This is a genomic window from Type-A symbiont of Plautia stali (assembly GCF_059731155.1).
Window position 1 is genome coordinate 1,453,633 of record NZ_AP035891.1, and the last position, 26,413, is coordinate 1,480,045.

General features: G+C 57.6%; 13 protein-coding genes and 12 pseudogenes. 15 read left to right on the plus strand and 10 right to left on the minus strand.

Annotated elements, in window-relative coordinates:
• Positions 1-5: 5 nt before the first annotated feature.
• A pseudogene (locus AC6I8M_RS07860) lies at positions 6-1,303 on the minus strand (LLM class flavin-dependent oxidoreductase).
• A gap of 34 nt (positions 1,304-1,337) precedes the next feature.
• Positions 1,338-2,408, minus strand: coding sequence for an iron-containing alcohol dehydrogenase family protein (locus AC6I8M_RS07865; protein ID WP_010616292.1), 1,071 nt, complete (start codon positions 2,406-2,408; stop codon positions 1,338-1,340).
• A 253-nt stretch (positions 2,409-2,661) separates the two neighbouring features.
• Here AC6I8M_RS07865 and AC6I8M_RS07870 point away from each other — a divergent pair.
• The 7 genes and pseudogenes from AC6I8M_RS07870 (at position 2,662) to AC6I8M_RS07900 (ending at position 8,674) form a co-directional block, all read left to right on the plus strand.
• Positions 2,662-2,977 (plus strand): annotated as a pseudogene (locus AC6I8M_RS07870) (hypothetical protein).
• A pseudogene (locus AC6I8M_RS07875) lies at positions 2,974-4,125 on the plus strand (amidohydrolase). Before AC6I8M_RS07870 ends, AC6I8M_RS07875 begins: the two co-directional pseudogenes overlap by 4 nt.
• Positions 4,122-5,416 (plus strand): annotated as a pseudogene (locus AC6I8M_RS07880) (MmgE/PrpD family protein). Before AC6I8M_RS07875 ends, AC6I8M_RS07880 begins: the two co-directional pseudogenes overlap by 4 nt.
• A 40-nt stretch (positions 5,417-5,456) precedes the next feature.
• Positions 5,457-5,777 (plus strand): helix-turn-helix transcriptional regulator, encoded by a 321-nt coding sequence (locus tag AC6I8M_RS07885; protein WP_022547714.1) that lies wholly within the window; start codon positions 5,457-5,459, stop codon positions 5,775-5,777.
• Between the two features lie 3 nt (positions 5,778-5,780).
• On the plus strand, positions 5,781-6,152 hold the full coding sequence (locus AC6I8M_RS07890) for a helix-turn-helix transcriptional regulator (protein ID WP_022547713.1): 372 nt from the start codon (positions 5,781-5,783) through the stop codon (positions 6,150-6,152).
• 540 nt (positions 6,153-6,692) lie between these two features.
• Positions 6,693-7,845 (plus strand): annotated as a pseudogene (locus tag AC6I8M_RS07895) (MFS transporter).
• A 34-nt stretch (positions 7,846-7,879) separates the two neighbouring features.
• The gene (locus AC6I8M_RS07900; protein ID WP_041387109.1) at positions 7,880-8,674 is read left to right on the plus strand and encodes a hypothetical protein; all 795 of its coding nucleotides are present in this window, start codon (positions 7,880-7,882) and stop codon (positions 8,672-8,674) included.
• A 125-nt stretch (positions 8,675-8,799) separates the two neighbouring features.
• Here AC6I8M_RS07900 and AC6I8M_RS07905 read toward each other — a convergent pair.
• Positions 8,800-9,138 (minus strand): annotated as a pseudogene (locus AC6I8M_RS07905) (cysteine hydrolase family protein); the annotation flags it as partial.
• Between AC6I8M_RS07905 and AC6I8M_RS07910 the strand changes: the two are divergent.
• Positions 9,131-10,251, plus strand: a pseudogene (locus AC6I8M_RS07910) (GMC family oxidoreductase); the annotation flags it as partial. The pseudogenes AC6I8M_RS07905 and AC6I8M_RS07910 sit on opposite strands and share 8 nt — an antisense overlap.
• Before the next feature lie 18 nt (positions 10,252-10,269).
• On the plus strand, positions 10,270-11,565 hold the full coding sequence (locus AC6I8M_RS07915) for a c-type cytochrome (protein WP_022547708.1): 1,296 nt from the start codon (positions 10,270-10,272) through the stop codon (positions 11,563-11,565).
• Positions 11,566-11,677: 112 nt separating this feature from the next.
• On the opposite strand, the gene AC6I8M_RS07920 is transcribed toward AC6I8M_RS07915, so the two are convergent.
• The 3 genes from AC6I8M_RS07920 to AC6I8M_RS07930 all read right to left on the minus strand — a co-directional run bounded on the left by AC6I8M_RS07920 (position 11,678) and on the right by AC6I8M_RS07930 (position 14,398).
• Positions 11,678-12,745, minus strand: coding sequence for a mechanosensitive ion channel family protein (locus AC6I8M_RS07920; protein ID WP_058948704.1), 1,068 nt, complete (start codon positions 12,743-12,745; stop codon positions 11,678-11,680).
• A gap of 431 nt (positions 12,746-13,176) precedes the next feature.
• A complete protein-coding gene (locus tag AC6I8M_RS07925; protein ID WP_010616280.1) occupies positions 13,177-13,740 on the minus strand; it encodes a YceI family protein in 564 nt (187 codons plus the stop codon).
• Between the two features lie 280 nt (positions 13,741-14,020).
• The gene (locus AC6I8M_RS07930; protein WP_010616279.1) at positions 14,021-14,398 is read right to left on the minus strand and encodes a winged helix-turn-helix transcriptional regulator; all 378 of its coding nucleotides are present in this window, start codon (positions 14,396-14,398) and stop codon (positions 14,021-14,023) included.
• 101 nt (positions 14,399-14,499) lie between these two features.
• Here AC6I8M_RS07930 and AC6I8M_RS07935 point away from each other — a divergent pair.
• A pseudogene (locus AC6I8M_RS07935) lies at positions 14,500-15,228 on the plus strand (SDR family NAD(P)-dependent oxidoreductase).
• Between the two features lie 58 nt (positions 15,229-15,286).
• Here the strand turns inward: AC6I8M_RS07935 and AC6I8M_RS07940 are convergent.
• A pseudogene (locus tag AC6I8M_RS07940) lies at positions 15,287-16,068 on the minus strand (MipA/OmpV family protein).
• 125 nt (positions 16,069-16,193) lie between these two features.
• Here AC6I8M_RS07940 and AC6I8M_RS07945 point away from each other — a divergent pair.
• The 4 genes and pseudogenes from AC6I8M_RS07945 to AC6I8M_RS07960 all read left to right on the plus strand — a co-directional run bounded on the left by AC6I8M_RS07945 (position 16,194) and on the right by AC6I8M_RS07960 (position 21,358).
• Positions 16,194-16,916, plus strand: coding sequence for a response regulator transcription factor (locus AC6I8M_RS07945; RefSeq protein ID WP_010618913.1), 723 nt, complete (start codon positions 16,194-16,196; stop codon positions 16,914-16,916).
• 136 nt (positions 16,917-17,052) lie between these two features.
• Positions 17,053-17,199: pseudogene (locus AC6I8M_RS07950) on the plus strand (ATP-binding protein); the annotation flags it as partial.
• A 97-nt stretch (positions 17,200-17,296) separates the two neighbouring features.
• Positions 17,297-18,465, plus strand: a pseudogene (locus AC6I8M_RS07955) (efflux RND transporter periplasmic adaptor subunit).
• Positions 18,449-21,358 (plus strand): annotated as a pseudogene (locus AC6I8M_RS07960) (efflux RND transporter permease subunit). The pseudogenes AC6I8M_RS07955 and AC6I8M_RS07960 overlap by 17 nt, the downstream one beginning before the upstream one ends.
• A gap of 131 nt (positions 21,359-21,489) precedes the next feature.
• On the opposite strand, the gene AC6I8M_RS07965 reads toward AC6I8M_RS07960, so the two are convergent.
• The 3 genes from AC6I8M_RS07965 to AC6I8M_RS07975 all read right to left on the minus strand — a co-directional run bounded on the left by AC6I8M_RS07965 (position 21,490) and on the right by AC6I8M_RS07975 (position 25,355).
• Entirely contained in the window at positions 21,490-22,686 is a 1,197-nt protein-coding gene (locus tag AC6I8M_RS07965) for a cupin domain-containing protein (protein ID WP_022547698.1), read from the minus strand.
• A gap of 344 nt (positions 22,687-23,030) precedes the next feature.
• A complete protein-coding gene (locus tag AC6I8M_RS07970; protein ID WP_498013751.1) occupies positions 23,031-24,230 on the minus strand; it encodes an FAD-dependent oxidoreductase in 1,200 nt (399 codons plus the stop codon).
• 90 nt (positions 24,231-24,320) lie between these two features.
• On the minus strand, positions 24,321-25,355 hold the full coding sequence (locus AC6I8M_RS07975; RefSeq protein ID WP_010618918.1) for an SDR family oxidoreductase: 1,035 nt from the start codon (positions 25,353-25,355) through the stop codon (positions 24,321-24,323).
• A 69-nt stretch (positions 25,356-25,424) separates the two neighbouring features.
• On the opposite strand from AC6I8M_RS07975, the gene AC6I8M_RS07980 reads away from it, so the two are divergent.
• On the plus strand, positions 25,425-26,396 hold the full coding sequence (locus AC6I8M_RS07980) for an AraC family transcriptional regulator (RefSeq protein ID WP_498013752.1): 972 nt from the start codon (positions 25,425-25,427) through the stop codon (positions 26,394-26,396).
• The last annotated feature ends 17 nt before the right edge of the window (positions 26,397-26,413 follow it).

A 26,413-nucleotide genomic window follows, 5' to 3' on the forward strand; every position in this document is an offset into this window, starting at 1 on the left:
GTCTCTCACACCACCGGCAGGCCGAGGTTTTCACGCAGCGTGGCGAACTCGTACTCTTCCCGGAACAGACCGCGACGGCGCAGTTCCGGAATCACCAGCTCCACGAACAAATCCAGCTGCTCGGACATGATCGCAGGCATGATGTTGAAACCATCGGCGCCGCCCTCGTTGAGCCACAGCTCAAAGTCATCGGCAATATCCTGCGCCGTACCGACGATTACCCGGTGACCACGCGATCCGGCGGCTACCGCGGCCAGTTTGCGCAGCGTCAGATTTTCACGTTTCGCCATGTCGGTCATCAGTTTCACGCGGCTCTGGTTGCCTTCACCCAGCGGCACTTCCGGCACCGGACCGTCGAGCGGATACTGGCTCAGATCCATATTGAAACGCAGCGAGAGCTGACGCAGACCGTTGTCGATATCGACTAGCGTGTTGAGCTCTTTCCACAGCGCTTTGGCCTCTTCGCGCGTGCGGCCAACAATCGGCATCACGCCGGGCATGATCACCACGTGATCCGGATTGCGTCCGGCGGCAATCACCTGATCTTTCTGCGAACGGTAGAAGCTCTGTGCTTCCTCTAGGCTGGCCGAGGCGGTGAAAATCACCTCGGCGGTCTCTGCCGCCAGCTTCTGCCCATCGCTGGAAGAACCGGCTTCGATAATCACTGGGCGTCCCTGCGGTGAGCGGGTAATGTTCCGCGGACCTGCACCTGGAAGTGCTCGCCGACGTGGTTAATCGGCTGAATTTTGTCATCAATGAAGTACTGACCGGTCTCTTTGTTGGGCTGCACCGCCCCCGCCTGCCAGCCATCCCACAGCTTATAGGTGACATCGAGAAATTCACGGGCGCGCGCGTAGCGCTCCGCATGATTAGGCATATCGCTACGGCTGAAGTTACGCGCCACATCGGTAGAGAATGAAGTCACCACGTTCCAGGCGGCGCGGCCGCGGCTAATGTGGTCCAGCGACGAGAAGCTGCGCGCCATGGTGAACGGGTAGCTGAAGGTGGTCGAGGCGGTCGCCGCCAAGCCAATGCGATTGGTGTTGACCGCCAGCGCTGACAGCAGCGTTAACGGCCCCAGACGCGCCATGGTGAAAGGCAGACGATACATGCTGGTCGCCAGTGCATCACCCACGAAGAACATATCAAACTTACCCGCTTCGGCTTTTTTCGCGATGGTGATCAGCCAGTCAACATCCGTCGGATCGCCCAGATTTTTCGTCAGCCGCCAGCCGCTCACGTGCTGTCCTACCGGTTGCACAAACAGCCCTAAACGGATGCGGCGTGAAGATGAAGTAGCCATAATTTTTCCTGGTCAATAAAAGGGTCAATAACAATTAAAAGGCGTTCTCGGTCGCCAACAGCGCCTGCTCTAAGGCATCCGCGCTGATGCGGAACGGCAGACGTTCGGCGCTGGCCGCCGGGAATTTGATCTGTTCAGCAATGCTTCTGATGGCTGCGCGACGATCGCCGTGCAGCGGCGCTAAGGTCAGCGGCATATCATATTGCCGCAGCAGCGCCAGCAGCGCGGCGGCCGGCTCACCGTCGTGCTCAATCAGCGACTGCACCAGCAGGCTATAACCGACTTTTTTACCGTGCAGCCAGTGGTGCAGCTCCGGCTGATGGGTCAGACGGTTATGAATTGCGTGGGCAAAGCCCGGCGTTGGCAGCACGTCACGCACGCTGTTGGCCAGGCCGGCCAGCACAATACAGGCATCGATCACCTTCACCAGTTCCGGCGTCACCTGCTGTTGCTGGTTGGCCAGCACAGCGGCGGCACCGTGCTGGCGATAGACATCCAGCGCGCGCTGCGCGGTCATCACTTTAAGATCAAGGGCGAGATCGTGGGGGTTGTGCCGCAGATAAGGATAGAACTCGTAGTATTTAGCCAGCGCGTCGACAATGCCCGCTTTGAGGTAATGCACATCGCTTTGCGCGATCACTTCGCTGTCTACCAGCACCAGTTCAGGCATTTTGCCCAGCGGCTGGCTGCGCACGTGGCCGCCCTGCGCGTCATAAATAATCGCCACCGGCGACCAGGCGGCACAGGTCGCCGCGACGGTGGCCAAATTGACGACGGTGATTTCCGGTAACTGGTTGCCGACCGCTTTAGTCGCATCCAGTACGCGCCCGCCGCCAATTGCCAGCAACAGTTCAGCCTGCTGCTGTTGCAGATTGCTTTTCAGCGTATCAATGGCCGCGTCAGTGCATTCGCCGTGCAAATACTCGATTTCCCAGCGAATACCACAGGTTTCCAGACTTTGCGTTAATTGCGGATTAACCGCCTGCCAGGCGCGCGGAGAGGTGAAAATACGGATATGCGTAGAATAAGGTTTAATGAATTCGCCGGTGCGCGCACGCAGTCCCGGTTCATGTGCGTAGGCACGCGGAGATTTAATCGCTAACACGTTGTCACCCTGATTAGGAAAAACGCCATAACAAAATTGTTATATTTCAGAGGATTAATGCGAAATAGTTATAGTGCTATTTATTTTATGCATACTACGGTAAATGGCGATTTGTGCAATGAAAAAGCCGCCATTTCATTTTCACAAATTTGCATTAGCTTATCCGGATTTCACATATAGCCTGTCAGCGCTTTACTGCTACTCTGAGCCTTCTTTGATTTATCGCCCGCCGGGCGGTTTTCCGGGGATAGCTATGACACTTGAGTTTCGTCAGGTCAGAGAAGACGAAGTGGACACTTATCAGGCGCTGATGCATGCCGCCTATGCGCCCACGCTGGCGCTGGGGATCAAATTTGACGCGGCCAGTTACGCGCGCCGGCGGTTTCGCTCGGTACCGCTATCAGCCATCCGTGGCTGATTGATATGTATCGCAAGCGCGGTTTTGTGCTCATGCACACCACTGACCTCGGCAAAGGCCACATCACGCAATATATGAAAAAGTGCTGGATGAAACCGCGCACGATGCCTGGCTGACGCGCCAAACGGCATCAAAAGGAAGCCAGGCATGAGCCAACTGAATGAAACAGCGCTGGGTGAGCAGCTGATTGCCTTTCGCCACGAACTGCACCGTTTTCCGGAACTCTCTAACCAGAGAGTTAGAAACCACCGCCCGCCTGCGCCAGCAGCTGGAACAGCACCAGATTCGCATCGTTGATTTGCCGCTGAAAACCGGTCTGGTGGCGGAGGTCGGCCCGGCACAGGGACCGCTGATTGTGCTGCGTTCGGATATTGATGCGCTGCCGATTGAGGAGCAGTCGGACGTGGCTTTTCGCTCAGAGCGTCCCGGCGTGATGCATGCCTGCGGCCACGATTTTCACGCTTCCGCTGCACTCGGCGCGGCGATTCTGCTTAAGCAGCAGGAGGCAACGCTGCCCGGCCGCGTGCGGATTCTGTTCCAGGCCGCCGAAGAGACCGGCCAGGGCGCTCCGGACGTGATCGCCACCGGCGCACTGCAGCATGCGGTGGCGATTTTTGGTATTCACAACGATCCGTCGCTGCCGCCCGGCGTGGTAGGCAGCAAAGCCGGTGCGCTGACCGCGGCGGTGGATCGCTTCGATATCCGCATCACCGGCACCGGCAGCCATGCCGCCAAACCGCATCAGGGCAACGATCCAATCGTTATCGCGGCGCAGATTGTCTCCGCGGCGCAAACGCTGATTAGCCGTAACGCCCCCTCCGCCGACAACGCGGTGGTGTCGATCACCCAGCTGCACAGCGGCAGCACATGGAACGTCATTCCGGACAGCGCCTGGCTGGAAGGCACGGTACGCACCTTCTCACAGGCCACGCGTGAGCGACTGGAGCAGCGTTTCCGCGAAATCGTGCTCGGCCTCGGTGCGGCTTTTGTAGCAGAAGTTGAGTTCAACTGGCACCCCGGTCCGCCTGCGGTGGTGAATGATGCGCACTGGGCGGATTTTGCTCTGCAACAGGCACCGCCAGCGGACTTGACGCGCGCGTGGTGGAAGCCAGCCCGATCGGCGAAGATTTTGCTTTTTATCAGCAACAGCTGCCCGGCGCCTTTGTAATGATTGGCACCGGCGAACCTTATGCGCTGCACCATCCGGCTTTTCGTATCAATGATGCGGTGTTGCTGCCCACGTCACGCTACCTCGCGCAGCTCGCCGTGGCGGCACTGCGCAGTCTGGAGCAGGCATGAACCTGAGCCACGCGCTGGCTGAGCGCATCCTGCAAAGCCAGCCGGATGCGGCGGCACGTGATGCCGCACGCACTGGCGTACAGGATTTTCTGGCCGTGAGCTGGCCGGTGTTACAACAGCAGGTACCGGACAGCTGCTTACCGGCGGACAGGTTTATGGCGACGGCAGCGTACGCTCACAGGCGTTACTGCTGGGCTATGCCGGGCATGCGCTGGATTACGATGATTTCCATGCCGATTTTCGCGGCCATCCCAGCGTGGCGATTCTGCCCGCGCTGTTTGCCTGGCAGCAGCAGCAGCCCGCCACTGCCGAAGCGTTCCTTGATGCCTATGTCATCGGCGTGGAAGTGGCTGGCCGGCTGGGACTGGCCGCCAGCCAGCAGCACTATGCGCTGGGTTATCACAACACGGCCACGCTGGGCACGCTGGCGGCCGCGGCCGCGCTGGCACGTCTGCTGCAGCTTAATGCAACCGACTGCGCCACGCTGATCGGCATCGCGGTGACCCAGGCCAGCGGACTGCGCGCCCTGTTTGGTTCAGCGGTGAAGCCGCTACACGCCGGACTGGCGGCAGAACGTGCGGTGATGGCGGCGCAGCTGACGCTGGCGAAATTCGATGGCCGGCATGAAGACGTGATCGACGCGTTTCTCGCCGCCAGCAGTAACGGCGAGTCGCAGCCGCAACAACTGTTGGAAAACTGGGGGGCGCCGTGGCGCATCAGTACCCCCGGTCTGGAGTTCAAACCCTTCCCCACCTGCGCCGGGACTCACAGCGCCGCCGAAGCGGCACGTCTGCTGCGGCGCGCCTGGCTGGCGGAAGGTCACTCGCTGGAATCGCTGCTGGAAAATATTGATGACATCTCGGTCGCCTTCCCGCCGGGTGGTGACATCGCGGCGGCGGTACGCGTGCCGGCTAACGGCATAGAAGCACGCTTTAGCCTAGAGTACGTGATTGCCGCCATGCTGATGTATGACGATTTGCGGCTGGAAGATTTTGCCGAAGGCGCGCTCAATCCGGCGGTGATGCCGCTGGCGGCCAAAGTGCGTCGCACGCCGGATGCGCTCAACCCGGCGCGGCGTTTTCATCTCGTCACGCTGACGCTGAAAGAGGGTCGTCAGCTGCAGCAGCGCCGCACGCGGCAGCAGTCGCTGGCGGATGGCGTAGATGTGGCGGCCAAACTGCGTCAGGCGCTGCGCCATGAAGTGCCGGCGCGCCAGCAGCAGTTACTGTCTATCAGTGAGCTGCAAAGCACGGCGGATTTGGCTACATTAAGCCAACTGTTGCGCGCCTGAATCCTAGCGGCGCGCGTTCTTCGCTTAAGGCTGGCGTATCATGTCTAAAACTCAGCTGCTTCCCGAACTGCTGCAATTGCTGCGCTGTCATCGCTATCAGCTGACCGCGCAGCGTATCGCCGAACAGCTGCACATCAGCGTGCGCACCGTCTATCGTGACATTCTTAGTTTGCAGCAGCAGGGCATGGAGATTGAGGGCAGCGCGGACGTTGGCTATTTGCTTAAATCCGACGGCCATTTGCCGCCGCTGATGTTTTCCCGTCAGGAGATTGATGCGCTGGTGCTCGGGCTCAACTGGGTCACCCGACACACCGACGATGAGCTCAGGTCCGCCGCGCGCCATGCGCTGGCCAAAGTCTAGGCCGTGATTCCGCCTCATCTTACGCAGAGTATCGATCACCAGTCGCTGCTGATCGCCTCCCAGGGCGAAGCATTGTTCGAAACCCATCTGCCGCAGATTCGCCAAGCGATCCATCAGCGCAGCAAGATCAACCTGCGCTACAAAGATCTGCAGGATAACCTCTCCACACGCACCATCTGGCCGGTGGTGATTGGCTACTTTGAACGCGTGCGCCTGCTGTGCGGCTGGTGCGAACTGCGCCAGGAGTTCCGCAATTTCCGCGTCGACCGCATTGAAGCGATAAGCGTCAGCAGCGAAGTCTATCCCGGCACGCGTCATCAGTTGCTGAAGCGCTGGCGGGATTATCAGAATCTGCGGTATCCGGTGGACTCCTGACAAAATCTGTCACAGCCTCACTACAGCTGGATGAGTAAGTGAAAAGGCTTGTCGATTACGGACGCAGGTTGTTAAACGCGCCGAGTAATCATTAAATATATTTACATTCTTAATTGCCGGTTAATGACATTAACGCTGCTGTTAAGTTAAGCAATGTGCATGTAATTCATCCTGTTGGATAGCGGTGCGATTTATCGCGCAATAAATTGCACCGCTACACAGCGTGTGTAACGTTTGTGTTACCGCAAATTCATCCTATAAATATCATTAATTTATAATAAATAACCCACCCTTAACTTTAGCCGGCATTGCTGTTTTCATCCCACATCGTGCCCTCGTTTAAAATGCGTTCGGTGGATGAAATAAATAAACTTCTCTGAATACAGCCACCTGAACACGCTACGTCATTTCCAGGACAAGTCTTGTTACTGTTAAATATTAATTACGTTTTATGTGCCTCTGCACGGACTGCTGCGTACCTGTAGCCCGGCCATGGATAAGGTCAGGCAATGAAACGACGTACTACACCGGGATGTGATGATGAACAGTAATCTGCTTAACCTGCGCCAGCAGCGCGCGACGCGCACGCTATTTTTTATCGCCGGACTGGGCATGGCCGCCTGGGCGCCGCTTATTCCCTTCGCTAAGGCGCAGCTGGCGATCAATGACGGCATGCTGGGGCTGCTGCTGTTCTGTATCGCCGCAGGCTCCATGTCAGTTATGCCCTTTACCGGGGCGCTGATTGCCCGTTTTGGCTGTCGCACGCTGCTGCTGCTGTGCGGTGCCGGACTGGCACTGGATCTGCCGCTGCTGATGCTGCTGTCATCTCCGCTGCCGATGGCGGGCGCGCTGTTACTCTTCGGCGCGATCAACGGACTAATGGATGTCAGATGAATTATCAGGCGGTGATCGTGGAGCGCGAGGCCGGGGCCAGCAAGATGTCGGGCTTTCACGGCTTTTACAGTCTTGGCAGCATTGCTGGCGCCGGCGCGGTGAGTCTGCTGCTGTGGCTGCAGGTTGCGCCCCTGCTAGCGCTGCTGCCGCTGTGTGCGTTGATTTTATTGCTGCTGCTGATGAGCCATACCGCCCTGTTACCCCGTCGCCGCACGGATGCAAAACCAACGCGCGGTACGCTGCGCGCCCTGACGCACCGTAACGTGGTGCTTGATTGCCCTGCTGTGTTTCCTGCTGTTCCTCACCGAAGGCGCCATGCTCGACTGGTCAGCGGTGTTTATGAACAGTGAACGCGCCATGTCGATGCTGCTGGCCGGTTTCAGCTTCACGCTGTACGCCACGGCTGTCGCCACGCTGCGCCTGTCTGGCGATCGGCTGATTAATCACTATGGCAGCCGCCGCGTGCTCACCTGGGGCGGTCTCGTCGCTAGCGGGGGGCCTGGCATTAGCGATTTTCTCCGTCTGGCTGTGGAGTGCCCTGCTGGGCTTCGCGCTGGTGGGTATCGGTCTGGCCAATATCGTGCCGATTTTATTCAACGCGGCGGGTAACCAGCGCACTGTCGCCTCGCATTTCGCCATACCGGCAGTCACGCTGTGTGGTTACTCCGGGCTACTGCTGGGCCCGGCGCTGATTGGCTTTAGCGCCCAGCTCACGTCCCTGACCACCACGCTCAGCGCCGGCATCGTGATGTTGCTGCTGGTGACTTTCGCGGCGCGTTTCGCTTTGACAGCGAAGTAGCGCCTCTGCCCTGTCATATTCACAAGGAGTTTCTATAACAACCTCAACGCAACCGATCTTCAGCCTGCACTACGTCGGGCTCAATCTGAAGAAAGGCGTTAATGCCGCTACCTTCGAAGCCTTTCTCAAGGCGCGCGGCACGCAGATTCCTGCTTATCCGGGCTGGCAATGGTCGCTATTAAAAGGCCTGCGCGGCGAACGCCAAGAGCAATATCTGATGTTGTATCAGGCCCCCAGCCAAGCAGAATATGACCGCTTTATCACCCCCACAGGAGCACTCACGGCTGAGGCCATTGCCTTCTGGCAACAGCGGCCCGAGGCGTGCGCGGTGCTTGAGGAGTGGAAAAACTTTGCCACCTATGGGGAGTTACCGACGCTGTTTTCCACGTTCTCGCTGCTGGCAGAAAACTGCCACAGTTCACTGCCGCCCGGCCCGAATTTTCAGCTCGATGCCCAACCTGCCGTGGCACGCGTGGTCGGTTTTCATCATCTGGCGCTACGCGCTGGCGTGACGGCTGCCGACTTTGATCGCTTTATGATTGAGAACGTCGCGCGCATTGATGACTATCCCGGCTGGAAGTTTCACATGCTGAAGGGCACCGGCGGTAATCGCCGCGAGCAGTATGCGGTGATGCTGGTGCTCGAAAGCCTCGACTCACTCAATAGCTTCCATCCGGCGATGAACGTCTCAACCGAAAAATCGCTGACGTTTGTGAAAAACCATCAGGAGAGCGAGCGTATGTATGATGAATGGCGCACCATGGCCTCGTTCTCCGGCGCACCGCAAATGTATACCGACTATCTGACGATTGCCGGCAACGTCGACTGAGGTTTGCCATGACCGGCGGATGCCGGTCAGACTGCATCATCACGTCTGCGCAGGGTTGGTGTTCGGTTCTGGCTGGCCCGGCACCTCAACGCCTGGCCAGCCCGCCGTTCGCGTCCGTTGCCGGATTAGCTCACCCGCGCCGCTACTGGGCTGTTCAGCGCGGCCAGCAGCGTTGCCGAGTCCGCCACTGCGCCAAAAATACCGCCCTGCATATGAATCATGCTGAGCGCCGCCTGATGATGCTTCAACTCCGTCGCCGCACAGCAGTCGCTCAGCACCAGACATTCAAAGCCGCGATCGTTGGCTTCGCGCAGTGTGGTATGCACGCAAACGTCGGTGGTGATGCCGCTGATGATCAAATTGCGGATACCGCGACTGTGCAGAATCAGCTCAAGGTCGGTGGCGTAAAAGGAGCCTTTGCCGGGTTTATCAATAATCACTTCATCCGGTAGCGGCGCCATCTGCACTGAGGCATATACCAACCCTTACGGCGTTGCGCTGGGCGTCTGTGATTACTGTGGTTTTTGTGAGAAATTCGGTTGCTATAATTATTCTAAAGCGTCGCCACAAACCAGCGTTATTCCCGCCCTTAAGCAATACGATAACTTTGAATTGCGCTGTAAGTCACATGTGCTCCGCGTCAATAAAGACAACACGGGGAAACTGGCCACTGGCGTAACCTATATTGATGAAAATGGCAGTGAAGTCGAACAACCCGCGGCGATGGTTATCCTCAGTGCATTCCAGTTGCATAATGTCCGGCTGCTTTTGCTGTCTAAAATCGGTAAGCCTTATAATCCCGAGACAGGCGAAGGCGTGGTTGGCAGGAATTACGCCTATCAAATGTTAGGCGGCGCAAAACTGTTCTTCAATAAAGAGACCTACTTTAACCATTTTGCCGCCACCGGTGCGTCAGGCGCCTACATTGATAATTACAACAGTGAAAACTTCGATCACTCTGCCGCAGACTTTATTGGTGGCAGTACGGTCTCTGCGCATGTCACCGGTGCCCGGCCTATTGAGCAAACTGTCACGCCTAAAAATGCGCCTAAATGGGGCAGCGGCTGGAAAAATCAATCAGGGATAGCTACCTGCATAATATGAGCATTGGCGTCAGTTCATCCGTCATGCCTTATAAGCAATGTTATCTTGATCTAGACCCGACCTATACCGATGGTTATGGGCTGCCTTTATTAAGGATAACGTTTGACTGGCAGCAGAATGAACTCAGGATGACACAGTTCATGGCGGGCAAAACGGAAAATATCATCAAGGCTATTGGGCCAGACTCTTACGACATGGGCTTCAAAAACTTATCTACGCATTACGATGTTCGCCCATATCAATCTACCCATACCACCGGTGGTGCCATAATGGGTGACAGCCCGGCGACCAGCGTGGTGAATAAATATTTGCAGTGTTGGGACGTATCCAACGTTTTCGTGGCCGGTACCAGTTGCTTCCCACAAAACCATGCATACAACCCCACGGGAATCGTCGGCGCAACCACGCTGTTTTCAGCTAACGCAATCAAAACGATATACCTGAAAAATCTAGGCCCAATGGTTCAGGCTTAAGGGGATAAGGATAAGAAGATGAAAATGACCTGTTTGAAATGGCTGTCCTTATTAACACTATTCTGTGCTTTATCCTCTGCAGCGGAAGTTGTCTCTCCGGAACTCATCAGCAAGGGTAAATATATTGCCACTGCAGGAGATTGCGTTGCCTGTCACTCGATTGCCGGAAAAGAGAGCTTTACCGGCGGATTGAAAATGATGACGCTGGTTGGCGCGATTTATTCGACCAATATCACCCCTGATAAAGCCACCGGTATCGACGAATATACCTATGACGACTTTGCTAAAGCATTACGTCAGGGAATAGCGAAAGACGGGCGCCATTTGTACGCAGCGATGCCTTATACGGCTTATGCCAAAGTTAACGATGAAGATATGCATGCTTTGTATGCTTACATGATGCATGGCGTAACGGCGGTTCACGCGGAAAACAGAAAAAGCGATATTCCATGGCCACTGAATATGCGCTGGCCACTGGCCCTGTGGAATATGGCTTTCCACGACGATAACGTTTACGCTGCGGATACCACAAAAAGTGCGGAGTGGAATCGGGGCGCTTATCTGGTGCAGGGATTGGGTCACTGCGGCACCTGCCATACCCCGCGTGGCATTGCTTATCAGGAAAAATCGTTAGATCAGCAGGGCAAAACTTACCTGACGGGCGGGACACTGGAGGGCTGGCATGCCCCGGATCTGACCGGCAACGCGAAGTCGGGACTCGGCAGTTGGTCAAATGAAGATATTGCGTTATTCCTGAAAACCGGTCTCACCAACACCTCAGCCGCGTTCGGCTCTATGACGGACGTAGTTGAGCACAGCACGCAATATCTGAGCCAGGCCGATCTTGCTGCGGTGGCGAGCTATTTGAAGTCACTGCCGGCTTCCGCCCCTGATGCGCCGTCTGCGCCACCAGCCGATACCACCACTGCCGCGCTTATCTGGGGAGACATCAGTGTACCTGGTTCACGGCTGTATATGGATAACTGCTCAGGTTGCCACCGTCTGGATGGCAAAGGCTATGCCAAAACCTTCCCTTCTCTTGCCGGTAACTCAGCAATCCTGAGTGATGATCCTTCATCGGTGATTAGCATTGTATTGCGCGACGGCAAAATGGCTGTCACGAAGGAGGCGGTCACCGGGCTGACTATGCCTGATTTTGCCTGGCGGCTCAACGATCAGCAGGTGGCTGATCTGGTGACATTCATTCGTAACGGCTGGGGCAATCAGGCACCTGCGGTAAACGCGGATCAGGTGGCAAAACTACGTAAAGATCTGCCGAAGGCAGCGGAGGCGGATAAGGAAAAGAGTCAGTAAAAACTGACGGAGAAAACGTCCTGATCAGGGCCCCAATAGGGCCCTGATAATGACGCCGTATAGCAATTGCAACCAGAGCAGTTACCGCGCAATGCCCCATCGCCAGCCTGAACTATGCTTTGTCGGCATCAGTCAGGGTGGCTCTCACCTGCGGCAGACTCTGCGGGTAATTCTGCTGAATGAATTCAATCATTTTCTCGCGTACATAGCAGCGCAGATCCCACGCCGTCGGTGAGTTCTGCGCTGTCATCAGTAAACGGATGGTCATGGTTTTTTCCGTGGTATCGGTCACCTGCAGTACCTGAGTTTCGCGATCCCAGAGCCGCGTCTCATTGAGGATTTTTTCAAAATGCTCGCGCAGCGGCGCCAGCGGCATTGAGTAATCAACATACAGAAACACAGAACCCAATATTTGTGCATTATTTCGCGTCCAGTTCTGAAATGCATTCTCGGTAAAATAGGTGATGGGCAGCACCAGACGGCGTAAATCCCAGATGCGCACCACGACATAGGTCAGATTAATTTCCTCAATCCAGCCCCACTCCTTTTCGACCACCACAGCATCGTCAATCTTTATCGGTTGGGTGAAAGCAATCTGAATGCCGGCAAACAGATTCACCAGCGACTTTTGCAAAGCAAAACCAATAATGATACCCGCGACCCCGGCACCCGCGAGGATGGTGGTGCCGAATTTACGTACACCGGGGAAGTTGAGCAGAATTAAACTCAGGCAAAACAGTACCAGAATGACGATAGCCACTTTTTTAACATAGATTAATTGCGTACGAATTTTACGCGCACGCAGGTTGTTCGACAGGTTGATATCGTAGCGAATAAAGAACATATCCTGCGCTACGTTAATCAGGCGAATCAAAATGGAACAGAACGATAAGATGATAAAGATATTAAGCGTGGTGGCGATAAAGCTCAGTGAGTTAGGATCGAGATGCACATAATTCATCCCCATATTGATCAGCAGTAATGGGATGAATAAAAATAACGATCCCCGCAGATGCTTTTCCAGCGATTTAAACAGCTTGCGATCGCGGCTTTGCCAGTAGTGGATAAACCTGAGAAGAATAAAGCGGGCCAGAAAACCCAGCAGCAGCGAGAGTGTGACGAGTAATACAGCAGGCACCCATGTCGGCGCACCAGATAACTCACCAAGAATTAATGGCATGATATTCCCTTCTGTTCAGCTAACAACCGCGGTTGTCAGATAAGTCACCAAAATCAGTAACCGTTATCGTGCCGGTTATCTGTTAAACCCATGATTTCGCACTTCAGTTGATAAAAATATAGTCCACTGGCCGCTGTTAGCAGGGGAAAAACCCATCAGGTAATCTGGTGCTCTGCTGGCGATCATCGCAAGGTTATGAATTGGTAGTTTTTTTCAGCTTTATTGTTAAAGGTCTGAAATTGCGGCAGGTGAAGAGGCGAAGCGTCAGAGGGTGCTGACGAGAAATGCGCTGACAAGCAGTGATGTCCCAGCCAGGGAACAAGAAGAGACAACCTGTTGCGCCAGCTCGCGCTGAACACGCGAGTAGCGCAGCAGGTTGATGCAGATAAAAAGTGCGCGGTTAAGCGCGCGATGCATTATTTGGCATACGCCTAGGTAGAGAGCGTAATCGTCACTTCGTCGCCCACGGCCGGAACATATTTATCGATTTTAAAGTCCGAGTGTTTGATGACGCCGGTGGCATCAAAACCGATCACCTGCTTTTTAACCATAGGATGCATATCCTGCTTGTTTAGCGTGGCATGCAGCACAACCGGCTTAGTGATGCCTTTAATAGTTAAATTACCCTGCACATAATATTTATTATCGCCTTTGCTTTCCACATGGGTGCTGTGGAAGGTGGCCTGAGGATATTTTTTAACGTCAAAATACTCATTACCCAAAAACTCTTTGGTCAGCGCTGGCACATGCGTGTCAATAGTTTTTAACGGCAGGGTAACATTAACCTGTGACTTTTCCAGGTTTTCTTTATCAAAGGCCAGCTGACCGGAAACATCAGAAATATCAGCAGTCGGATGAGAGAAACCAAAGTGATTCCATGCGATCACGACGGAAGTATGTTGCGGTTCAAGGTTATATTCTGTCGCCGCGGCATGTGAAAGGGGAACATATAATGCCACCAGAGAAAGCAGCGCCGTTTTTTTCAAAAATTTCATGGAAACATCCTCAAATAATCAAGTGCTAATACTGTAGCACAAACCTGCTGAGGTGTTATTGAAATCGTTTGCTTTACCCATTCAAAATTTTTAACCGTTTTTTCCAGCACACAAATAATAACGCAGCGTGAAATTTACTGAAATGACGTAATTAAATTCCTGCGAATAGAATTAAATAAGCACGTTTTTATGTGGGCTAATTTAGCGGCGAGGAGAAGAACGGCAAACCATGTTGAGCATGCGGTTAAAAACCGCCTGATTAGCCGGCGGCACCCACGCTTTATTCTTCGCTGGCACGGCGTTGATCATAGACAGCCTGTGCCTTTTCAATCGCGTCGCCCTGCTCTCTGGCCCACTTCACCAGCGCAACAAACGGATCCTGCAACGTCTGGCCCAGCGGCGTAATGGCATATTCCACCGCCACCGGGGACGAGGCGATCACGCGACGGCTAATCAGGCCGTTACGCTCAAGCCGGCGCAACGCCTCCGTCAGTGCCTTGTGGGTAATCGGATCAAGACGGCGCTTGATAGCGTTAAAGCGCGCGGGTTCAGTACACAGCACGGTCAGAATTAATACCGACCACTTGTTGGCTACCTGTTCTAGGAACGGACGGGTGCTGTTGATCTCTGCCAGCAGCGCCGCGATATCAGTCGGCATGGGGTTTCCTTGTGTATATCTAATGTAGATAAGGTGCGTAATTGACACTAAATATACGAAATGTATCATCAGCCGTCCACCCCTCTCATCCTGGAGCAGCCATAATGAAACTCGAAGGAAAAGTCGCGCTGGTGACCGGCGGCAGCAGTGGTATCGGCCTCGCCATCGCGCGCCGTTTTGTGCAGGAAGGTGCCCACGTTTTCATCACCGGGCGACGCGAAGCGCAGCTGGCAGCAGCCGTCACGCTTACTGGCGGCCGCATTGAGGCGATAGCGGGCGATCTCACCAGCGCAGACGATGTTGCCCGTCTGTTTGACACCGTGCAGGCCCGCGCCGGACGTCTCGATATTCTGGTGAACTCCTCTGGCGTGGCTGAACCCGCCAGCCTGGAAGAGACCAGCGCAGAGCACTTTGACCGCACGTTCGGCCTCAACGTGCGTGCCATGGTGTTCACCGTACAACATGCGGTGAAGCACATGATTGAGGGCGGTGCCATCGTGCTGGTGGGATCGATTGCGGGCGGCATGGCCAATCCCGGCTATGGCGCTTACTCGGCCAGCAAAGCCGCGGTGCGCGCCTATGCCCGCACCTGGAGCAGCGAACTGGCACCGCGCGGCATTCGCGTCAACACGCTCAGTCCCGGCCCGACGGACACGCCGATGTTTGACTAGGTCAGCGACAAGGTACGACAGACATTCAGCGCGCAGATACCGGCCAAACGCCTCGGCCATCCTGACGAAGTTGCGGCGGCCGCCCTGTTCCTCGCATCGGACGAAAGTGTCTATGTTACCGGCACCGAACTGGTGATTGATGGCGGCATGTCCGCGTAGTGGCTGTCGTGCTGCACAGCGCGCCTGCCGGGCGTTGTGCAGCCACCGATGACGTTTCTCAGAAGGTATAGCTAAAGCCGACCGTGCCGGTGACCTGATCGCGCCGGGACACGATCGGGCTGTCCGCGGCGCGATCGCCCAGCCAGCTGTAACCCGCGCTGACCAGCGTGCCCCAGTGGGCATCAAACTGGTGGCTCCAGGTCAGCGTAGTCGCAATACCGTAGAAGCCGCCGCCGGCATCGTAGCGTGAAAACCGGCTGCGCCTGCTCTGGACATCGCTCACGCCATACCAGGTATTCATATAACGCGCATCGCCAAACAGGGCCGCCGTCTGCAGTGCAACGGTATCGCTGTCGCGCTGGAGGGGCACCAGCGTAACGGATGCCTGATAGCTAACGCCCTGATCATCGCTGAGCGGCAGCACCGCTTTGCCCTCTGCACTCAGCCACGGCGTGAGCTGCCAGCCCACAGCGCCAGTGCAGTGTTCACCGTCGCATTGATGTTTCCCATGTCTTTCAGCCGGCTGGCGCCGTCCCGCCACGTCGAATCTTTATCGCTTCGGCCGAGGCCATAACCCAGTGTGTGTTCCAGATAAAACCCGCTGTCGCTCTGCAGATCATAACCGATGCCTTCTTGGGCATCAGCAAAAAATGCGCCGTCTCTGGCCTGGAAAATCGGTATCGGCTGCACCCGTGTTTTATTCGATCCGCTATAGCGTGGCGCGAATTGCGCCCCCGCACCGAGCGTCAGGCTGGTCTGCGCATCGCCATCCGCCCTTGCGGCAGCGGAAATAATGAGTAGCAGGCTGGTCATGTACATCAGCGTTTTTCTGGTTATCATCGTGTCACCTCTTTATCGGTCCGTTTACCGCCCCTTGCCCGGGCAGCCGCAGCGCGCAGCCGAAGTATCCCGGGGCTGTGTCAACAAACAGCCAGGGATTTATGAAGAAACTGTCAAGGTGAGTTATGCAGACCAAAAATATCCTGATTATTGAGGACGATGCTGACGCGACTGAGGTGCTGGAGGCCTATCTGCTACGGGAAAATTATGCGGTGCGTGTTGCCGCGGATGGCCTGTGCGGACTTGAGCTGGCCCAGCGCTGGCAGCCCGATCTGATTTTGCTTGATGTGATGCTGCCCGGCCTGAACGGCACCGAGGTACTGGCAAAACTCTGGCGCAGCAGCGAGGTGCCGGTGATTATGGTCACGACCATGGGCGATACGCCCGATCGCATCGGTGCCCTGCGCTACGGCGCGGATGACTATGTGGTCAAGCCCTACCATCCCGGCGAGGTAGTCGCACGCGTGCAGGCAGTACTGCGGCGCAGCGCGGTGAAAATGCCAGCGGAGGAAGTGTTGCGCTCGCAGGGACTGGAGGTGAACAGCGGCGCGATGACCGTTACCGTCACGCAGGCCTCGGGTAACGTGCTTTGCGTTGATACCATGCCAACCGAATTCACGCTGCTGGTCACGCTGATGCGCGCACCGGTGCGCGCGTTGAGCCGCCAGTTTTTGCTGGAGCAGTGTATGCCGGACAGCGACGCGCTGGAGCGGGTGATTGATACCCACGTGTATAACCTGCGCAAAAAGCTGGAAGCGGTCGGTATGGCGGGCGTGCTGCTCAACGTGCGCGGCGTAGGCTACCGGTTCCACAGACGCTCTGGCGCTGGCTTTGTCTGCGCATTCTGACGCTGGCTATCGGTACCGTGGTACTGATTGCTTTATGCATGTGGCTGCGCTTCACGGTGCAGTACCTGTGGATCACGCACCATATGCCGCCGGCTGTTCTGCGTGAATTTCTCGCCCTGCGTGCGCATCCGGAACGCGATCCCGCGCCCGCCATTCGGGCGGTAGCGGGCTGGGCCTGTCGATTGCGCGGGCTATTTGCCAGGCGCACGGCGGCACGATTAATGCCACGCTGCCAACCGCGGGAGGCTTGCAGGTACAGATTTTGTTGCCGCGCAACGCCTGACGTTTTTGCCCTTCTTGACACGCTCTTGATGGAACATCGCCGGATTCTTGATAATCGCACGGTGTAATGGCGCAAATACCGATAAAGGAATTGCGCCATGACCGACGAGCTTCCCTGCCTGATCAAACAGGGTGTGCGCCACCTGCTTAACCCACGCCACCTGGTTTCCCTGCTGCCGCTGCTGCCCTGTCTGGTGCTGACGGCCCTGCTGCTTACCGACTGTGACCGCAAGCGTTCGCCCACGCCGCCGCCACCGCGTCCGGTAAAGTTCATCACGGTTGGCCTGCCCGCGCCCGCCGGGCAGCAAACCCTGACCGGCGAGATCCGCGCGCACGATGAAACCTCGCTGAGTTTCAGGCTGGAGGGGCGGATTCTGACGCGCAGCGCCGATGTAGGCAGCCGCTTCAGGCAGGGAGAGACGCTCGCCGTGCTTGACAGTCCCAGCGCGCTGAATCAGCTGGCGAGCGCACAGGCGGAGCTGAACAGCAGCCGCGCGGCCGAAAAGGTGGCGGCCCTCAATCTGCACCGCATGCGGCTGCTGATGCCGTCCGGGGCTATTGCCCGTGCTTAGCTGGATAGCGCTAGCGCCGACTGGCAGGCTGCGCTGGCGCGGCGGCAGAGCAGTGAAGCGGCATTGAAAAATGCGCAGGATAGCCTGCGCTGGACCCACCTTACCGCGCCTGACGATGGCGTGGTGACGGGCGTCAGCGCCGCAGCCGGTCAGGTGGTCAGCGCCGGTCAGACGGTGTTTACCGTTGCGACCGGCACAGGCCGTGACGTGGTATTTGACGTTGCCACACCTGAAACCCTCGATCGCCGGGCCACTGCCCGCTTCCGCGTTGCGCTGTTGCAGAATCCGTCCGTGATGGCCGAAGCGCACCTGCGTGACATCAGTCCGCAGGCCGACGCCCAGACACGCAGCTGGCGGGTGCGCATCACACTGGACAATCCTCCCCCGGAGATGGTGCTGGGTGCCAGCGTCGCCGTCACCCTGCCGCTGGCCGACACGACGGTGGATGCGGTGATGGCGATTCCGGCCACAGCGCTTACGCGCCAGGCAGGCCAGCCGGCGGTGTTTATTCTCGACCCGGTGAAAAACTGCGTTATCCGGCGCACGGTCGCGATTGCCGGCTACACGGCAGATGCGGTATGGATTCGCGCCGGCATCATGCCAGGCGATCGGGTGATCACGGCGGGCGTCAGAAGCCTGCGTGACGGTGAACGCGTTGCCGGTAGCGGGAGGATCAGCATGAAACCGGCGTTTAATCTTTCTGCCTGGGCGCTGAAGCAGCAGCTGATGGCCTTTCTTATGCTGCTGATCGTGGCAGCGGGCATCGTCAGCTATGAAAAACTCTCGCGCAACGAAGATCCGGCGTTCACCATCAAAACTGCGGTGGTGTCTGCGCAGTGGCCAAGTGCCGACATCAACGATACGGTCAGACTGGTCACCGATACGCTGGAGAAAAAGCTGCAGGAGATTCCCTGGCTGGATTATGTGCAGAGTGAAACGCACGCTGGCCGCACGGTCATTTTCGTCAATCTGCATGACGACACCCCGCCCGCACAGGTGGCCGGGATCTGGTATCAGGTGCGTAAAAAAATGCAGGATGTGACCCCGACCTTGCCGCAGGGCGTGCAGGGCCCGGCGGTCAACGATGAGTTTGACGATACCTTTGGCACGATATACGGCTTCACCGCTGACGGTTTTTCCCCGCGCGAGCTGCGGGACCGGGTGGACGATATTCGCCGCGATCTGATGAGTCTGCCGGATGTGGGTAAGATCCAGCTACTGGGCGAGCAGGAAGAGCAGCTGGTGGTGGCCTTTTCCCCGCGCCAGCTGTCCGCCATGGGGCTGGATTTGCAGCAGGTAGCAGAGGCTCTGCAGGCGAAGAAAGTTGTCGAGCCGGCGGGCCGCGTGCGCACCGCCACCGACAACATCGCCCTGCGCGTGAGCGGCGCGTTCAACAGTGAGGCGAGCCTGCGGGCGGTTACGCTGCGCGTCAACGATCGCTATGTTCCGCTGACGGCGATCGCCACCATCACGCGCCGGCCCGCCGAGCCGCCTGCCCCGCTTTTTCGCGTTAACGGCCAGCCGGCCATCGGACTGGCCGTGTCGATGGCCGCAACCGGCAACATGCTGGATTTTGGCCAGGCACTGCGGGCGCGCATGGACAGCGAAGCCAGCCAGCTGCCGCACGGCATTGAGATGACGCGCATCGCCGATCAGTCAGCGGTAGTGCAACAGGCCGTCAGCGGATTTGTCGATGTGCTGGGCGAGGCGGTGATCATCGTGCTGGCGGTTTCGTTTGTCTCGCTGGGACTGCGTGCCGGACTGGTGGTCGCGGCGGCGATCCCGCTGGTGCTCGCCATGACGTTTATCGGCATGTATCTGGCCGGTGTCGGCCTGCAGCGCATCTCGCTGGGCGCACTGATCGTGGCGCTGGGCCTGCTGGTGGACGATGCGATGATAACGGTGGAAACCATGGTGGCGCTGCTGGAGGCCGGCGATTCCCGCACCGGCGCAGCGACCTAGGCGTTCAGTACCACCGCCTTCCCGATGCTGACCGGTACGCTGGTGATGATTGCCGGTTTTATTCCGGTCGGCTTTGCCGCTTCCAGCGCTGGCGAATATTGCTATACCCTGTTTGCGGTGGTGCTGATGGCGCTCATCAGCTCATGGCTGGTGGCGGTGCTGTTCTCACCGCTGACCGGCCGCTGGCTGTTACCGGCCACGCTAAAGCAGCACCGCGCCGGAAACGGGCGCCTCAGCCAGTTCTATCGCCGCCTGCTGAGCGGCGTGCTGCGCCATCGGATGCTGACGCTGGCGATGGCGGCTCTGACGCTGTTACTGGCCGGCGTCGGCACAACTTATTTATATGCAGGGCGAGTTTTTCCCGGCCTCCGATCGGCCTGAGCTGCTGGTGAGCCTAGCGCTACCGGCCAGTGCATCGCAGCAGGCCACCCTGCGTCAGGTGCAACGCCTTGAGCAGATTGTCTCCGCCAGCCGGGATGTTGACCACTATTCGTCTTACGTCGGCACCGGTGCGATACGCTTTTACCTGCCCATGGATGTGCTGCTGGACGATGAAAACAGCGCTCAGCTGGTGGTCGTGGCCAAAAGCCTGGCCGCCGCGCTCGGCGCCTCAGCGCTGACGCGTGACGTCAATCAAACCGCCGGTGAGCCGAACGCGTTATCACATTGCAGGTGAATCAGACGGCAGCGCGCGCAGCCGGCCTCTCTTCTGACCTGATTGCTCAGTATCTGCATACGCTCTGGTCAGGAACGCTGATCACCATGGTACGCGATCGCAACCGGCTGATTGATGTGGTGCTACAGGGCAACGCTGCGGCGCGCCATGACCTGAGCAGCCTCTCCGGGCTGCTGCTAACCGCGCCGTCGGGCGCAAAAATTCCGCTGACGCAGGTCGCAACACCGCAGTGGGGGCTGGAGGATCCCGTTATCTGGCGACGCCAGCGCCTGCCGTTTATCACCGTCCAGACAGATACGGCGCCGGGTTTGCGCGCGGAAACCGTCTCAGCCGCCCTCACGCCGTTGATTGCTACCTTCAGGGCCAGCTTGCCGGCCGGTTACCGCCTGAGCGAGGACGGGGCGGTAGCGGAGTCTGACAAGGGCAACCAGTCGGTGATCGCTATCCTGCCGGTCACGCTGCTCTGCATGCTGGTGCTGCTGATGTTACAACTGCGGCGTATTTCCCGTATGCTTCTCGCCCTGCTGATGGCGCCCTTTGGTCTGCCGGGCATTGTGCTGGCCATGCTGCCGACCGGCACACCTATGGGCTTTGTGGCGCTGCTGGGCATTATTGCCCTGGCTGGCATGATCATCCGCAACGCGGTGATTCTGATCAGCGAGGCGAATAACAACGTTGATGCAGGTATGCCGCCGGACGCTGCCATTGCGGCTGCCGCCGAACACCGCGCACGGCCTATCGTGCTCACCGCCAGCGCAGCGATTTTCGGCATGATCCCCATCTCGCGTCAGGTTTTCTGGGGGCCGATGGTGCTGGCGATTATCGGTGGACTGTTAGTGGCGACGCTGGTGACGCTCACGGTCTTACCCGCGGCGATGAGCCTGGTGATGCAGGCAGCAGCCCGTCGGGACAAACTGAAATCGCTGCGCTGGCGGCCGTTCAGAAAATAACCGCATGCTGGCCAGCCCTGCTGGCACGGGGCAACGAAAGGTTTATCCACAGGGTTCCGGGCGGGATATGCACGCCAGATGTGGACAGTATCAGGAGACAACGCGCAGCACCGGCTGCGCGTGGCCGCTGGCTATTTCACTACCGGATGCTTCTCCTGCTGCAGCGCATTCATGAAGGTGTCGCTGAGATGCAGATGCTGACGCACCAGCGCCGGCGGCGTACTGGCCAGCCACTGGTTGAGCGAAATATCCGCGTAATAATCGCTTTTAAACAGTTCCAGAAAGCGCAGTGGCTTATCACCCGTGTTTTCGATATAGTGACCCATGGCAAAGGGCACATAGCCGACATCACCGGCGCGGAAGTCAAACGTACGCGCCTGACCCGAGGAGGCAAACACGCCCATCCGCCCCTGACCTTCCAGATAGTATTGCCATTCGTCGTTATTGGGATGCCAGTGCAGTTCGCGCATTGCGCCGGGAGCCAGTTCCACCAGCGCGGCGGCGATGGTTTTCGATACCGTAAAATTACTGGAATCAGTAATGCGTACCGTGCCGCCCGGCAGCGTCAACGGCTTCTGCGCCAGCATTTTATGCGAGAAGACCTGCTTCGATTTCACCCCGCCGCTCACCGCCGAGGCGGCCGCGTCGTCCGGTGCCTGCCTGGCAAAGATGTACTCCTCTTCCGGCGAGGGCAGCGTGTTAAACACCTGAGCCGGCACGCCAAAGTTTTTTGCCAGCACTTCTGGCGGGATATGTTTGAACCAGTCGCTGAGCAGAAAAGTACTGTCTTCATCGAAATTGCCGTTGTCGAAGGCCAGCAGGAATTCGCAGCCGTCCGGCCCGAGCCCCTGAATCGAGTGCGGCACGCCCGGCGGGAAATACCATAAATCGCCCACGCCGACGTCATCGACAAACCAGCCACCTGCGGTATCCAGCGCGGTGATGCGCGCATTGCCGTACAGCATGTAGGCCCACTCTCCCTCTTTGTGCCAGTGCAGTTCGCGGATGCCCCCCTTATCCAGCCGCATATTGACGCCAGCAATGGTGGTGGAAATGCCCAGTTCGCGCTGCGTCACCTGGCGCGTCCAGCCGCCGCTGCCCTTGCGCACGTGCGCATCGCTAAACGAAAAGCGCAGGTTGGGTAACGTGCCGCTGTCGGTTGCTGGCGGATCGACCAGATCCGGATTCAGTGCTTCGCGCACCGGATCGTGCGGGCCGGGATCGCGCGGATGGTTGGTGTCATTCGCCGGATAAGTCGCGACCTTGCCGTCGTGGGCATGGACCTTGCCGGCCGCCAGCGCCACGGTGCTACCAGCCGCGAAGGCCATAAAGCTTCTGCGAGATAAGTTTTCCAGTTTCATACCTGCTGTCTTCCTCAGTTTCTTATGGTTTGTGTCATGCCCCTTAACCATAATCAAACTGTGGCTTTCGCCAACCTTGTGTCACAGCTGAAATCAATAGAAAACCTTTATCATCGCGCAAGCCCGATATTAACCAGCCTCACGCCATTTGCGCTTCGTTGAGATCGCGTTGACGTTCAGGTTACATCAGCCTACAAATTAGGCACAAAGTGATTAAATCCCCTCTCCGATTAAGCAATTTTTTTAATGATAGCCCGCCGCAAAAGTTAATTTAATGTTACAAAAGAATCGCAATTGCAATAATTACCCGGCTACGTTTTTTCTCCGGCGAGACGTGGCCGTTCCGGGCGGAAGCCCATGCCAATCAACCGGCCAAACAGATGGCGCAAAAACGGATAGCGGCTGATGAGCTGCGGAACCTTACTGGGCGTCGTACGCGGGCGCTTGCCGCTGCTCATTTTAATCTGCAGGAATTGCGTCGCCATCGTCGGAAACTGCCGCCGCCGCTGCACATTCTCCAAATCGCGCAGCGTGAGCGTGCCGTTTTGCAAGGGCCGCGTCAGATAATTGGCGGTGGCCACCGCGTCCTGAATCGCCAAGTTCACGCCCACGCCGCCAATCGGTGACATCGCATGTGCGGCATCGCCAATGCACAGCACGCCGGGCTTCATCCATTTATCCAGCCGATCGATACGGATGGATAACAGACTCAGCTGCTGCAACTCCTGCAGCTGCGCCATGCGCGCCACGCTGAACGGCGCAATGTCTGCCATGCGGTTTTTCAGCGCGTCGAGTCCGGCCTGCTTCAGCGCCTCGAATTCGCCTTTCTCAATGGTGAATCCACACTGCCAGTATTCTCCGCGGTCAATGACGATGAAGTTTTGCTTCGGCCCTTTGTGGCCCATCCCCAACTCGGGGTCGTCCGGCTGTTTATCCAGCCGGAACCACACCACATCGCGTGGAGCGCCAAAGCTTTTACCCACCAGCCCGGCTTTCTGCCGCACCGCCGAGCGACGGCCATCAGCGCCTACCACCAGCGGCGCGTGAATTTCGTGACCTTGTAACGTTTTCACGCCTGCAATCACGCCGTCCTGATAGAGAAAATCGTCAAAACCGGTGGATTGCAGCAGCGTGAAACCGGGATAGTGCGCCGCCTGGGCGGCGAGGAAAGTGAGGAAGTCCCACTGTGGCATGAAGGCGATAAAACGGCAGCGCAAAGGCAGACGGGAGAAATCGGCCATGGTGATCTCCTGCCCGCCCACTTCCGCCTGTAACTTATCCGCGCGCTGATGCGGCAGCGCCAGCAGCGCGTCGAGCAGACCCAGCTGATGCATGATCTCCAGCGTTGAGGGATGAATGGTGTCGCCGCGAAAATCGCGCAGAAAATCGGCGTGCTTCTCAATCACTACCGCGCGCAGGCCGGCGCGCGTCAGTAAATAGGCCAGCATTAAGCCGGCCGGACCGCCGCCGACGATACAGCAGTCGGCGTTTATCTCCTGTGGAGACGGCATGATGTCCTCATCTATCGCTATACATGATAATTGTTATCATTTATATAGCATCTGCGCGTCACCAAGGTGATGATAAATGCCGCAGTCAGACTAGTGGTTTGCCACCAGCCCCAGCGCAATCAGGCTGCGCGCGGTGGCAAGAATGGCCTCCTGCAGACTACGCGGGTGCCAGTTCAGTAACCAGCTGGCCTTGGCGGCGCTGACGTTCATATCAACGCCCAGCAGTTTTACCATTCCCGTCATCAACGGATTATGCGCTGCCGCCGCCCGCACCATGGCGTCACTCATTGGCTGCAGCGAAACCTTCTCTGCTTCCGCTGCCAGATGGGTTTTGAGCGTGCTCGCCAACTCAATAAGCGGCAGGCTATGCCCCGAACTGGCGAGGAAGCGCTGACCCTGCGCTGCGGCGTGGGTCATCGCCAGCACGTGCAGACTGGCAACGTCACGCACATCAACAAAATATGAGTTGATGTTAGGACAACCCGGCTGCCCCTCCAGTAGCTCCTTCACAATGCGAATCGAATGTGAATAGTCGGCACCCAGCACCGGTCCCAGCACTGACACAGGATTCACCGTGGCCAGTTCCAGACCGTCACCCTGCTCAGCGATAAACTGCCAGGCGGCGCGTTCTGCCAGGGTTTTCGATTTCTGATACGGCCACACATCGCCGCTGACATCGCTCCAGTCGCGCTCGGTAAAGGGGCGCGGATAGTCCGCTGGATGTCCGATACCGACCGCGCCGAACGCCGAGGTCAGCACCACACGTTTAACGCCTGCATCGCGCGCGGCGCGCAACACGCGCAGATTTCCTTCAATCGCCGGACTCACCCAGTCAGCTTCGCTTACCTGGCTGCCGGTCGGAGTGGGAGAAGCGCCATGCAGCACGAAGCGACAGCCTGCCACCGCGTCTTCCCAGCCCGCGTCTGCCGTTAAATCGGCAACGACGAATTGCAGCGCCTCGCCTGCGGCCACCCCGGCCTGCAACAGATTCGCCCTGACTTCAGCCTCACCATTGGCATTACGTAAGGTGGTTCGCACCTGATAGCCCTGCTGCAGCAGCGCAATAATGCAGTGCTGAGCGATAAATCCGCTGCCGCCGGTAACCAGAACCTTGTCATTACTCATTTTTCTTCCTCATCACAATAATCGTTCATTCGACGCGCTCTACGTTAAGGGGTGGATGGCGGATTTTGAATGCTTGTAAATGCACTTTACTTGCGTGATAGTACAGAAATGAGCCTTGCTCCCTTTTCCGACATTCTGCGATTCGTTCGCGCCGAATCACTGCTGACCGGCGGCTTTACCGCGGGCGGACGCTGGGCGCTGCGTTTCCCTGCGCCAGATAAAATTAAATTCTCCGCCATTATCAAAGGCAGTTGCTGGGTCATACTGGAAGGCGAACCTGAACCGTTCCACTTTACCACCGGCGACGTCGGCTTGCTGAGCGCTAAACGCGCCTTCGTGCTGGCCAGCCATCCGGACGAGCCGCCGGTTGACGCCATGAGCGTGTTTTATGGCGCAGGAAAAGGCCATGCGCCGATTGGCAGCGGCGATGATTTTGTCCATATCGGTGGCCATGTACTGCTTGATCCTGCCAGTGGTCGTTTACTGACCCACGTATTACCTCCCTGGATTCAGGTGCCGGCGGCGTCACCGCAGGCGGCTTCATTCCGCTGGGTGCGGGATCAACTGGTGCAGGAAGGCCAGCATGTCCAGCCGGGATCGCAGCTGGCAAAGGCCCAGCTGGCACAACTGCTGTTCATCCAGATTCTGCGTGCGCATTTGCAAACCAGCAGCGCACTGCCCGCCAGCTGGCTGCAGGCACTGAGCGATGCGCGATTGACACCGGCGTTACAGCGGCTGCATGGCGATCCGGCGCGCAACTGGCATCTGGACGAACTGGCGCGTGCCTGTGCAATGTCGCGCACCCGTTTTGCCCAGTATTTTCGTCAGGTGGTCGGCATCACGCCGATAGCCTATCTGACGGCGTGGCGTATGCGGCTGGCAGAGCGTGCGTTGCAGGAGGAAAATGAGGCGGTTGCCGTGGTAGCGCAGACACTGGGTTACGCCTCAGAGAGCGCCTTCAGCCATGCTTTTAAGCGTGAAACGGGTCAGTTACCCAATGCATTTCGCCGCGCCGTACGGTTACAGCAGGCGCAGCGATAAAGCGCGCCGCGTTACGC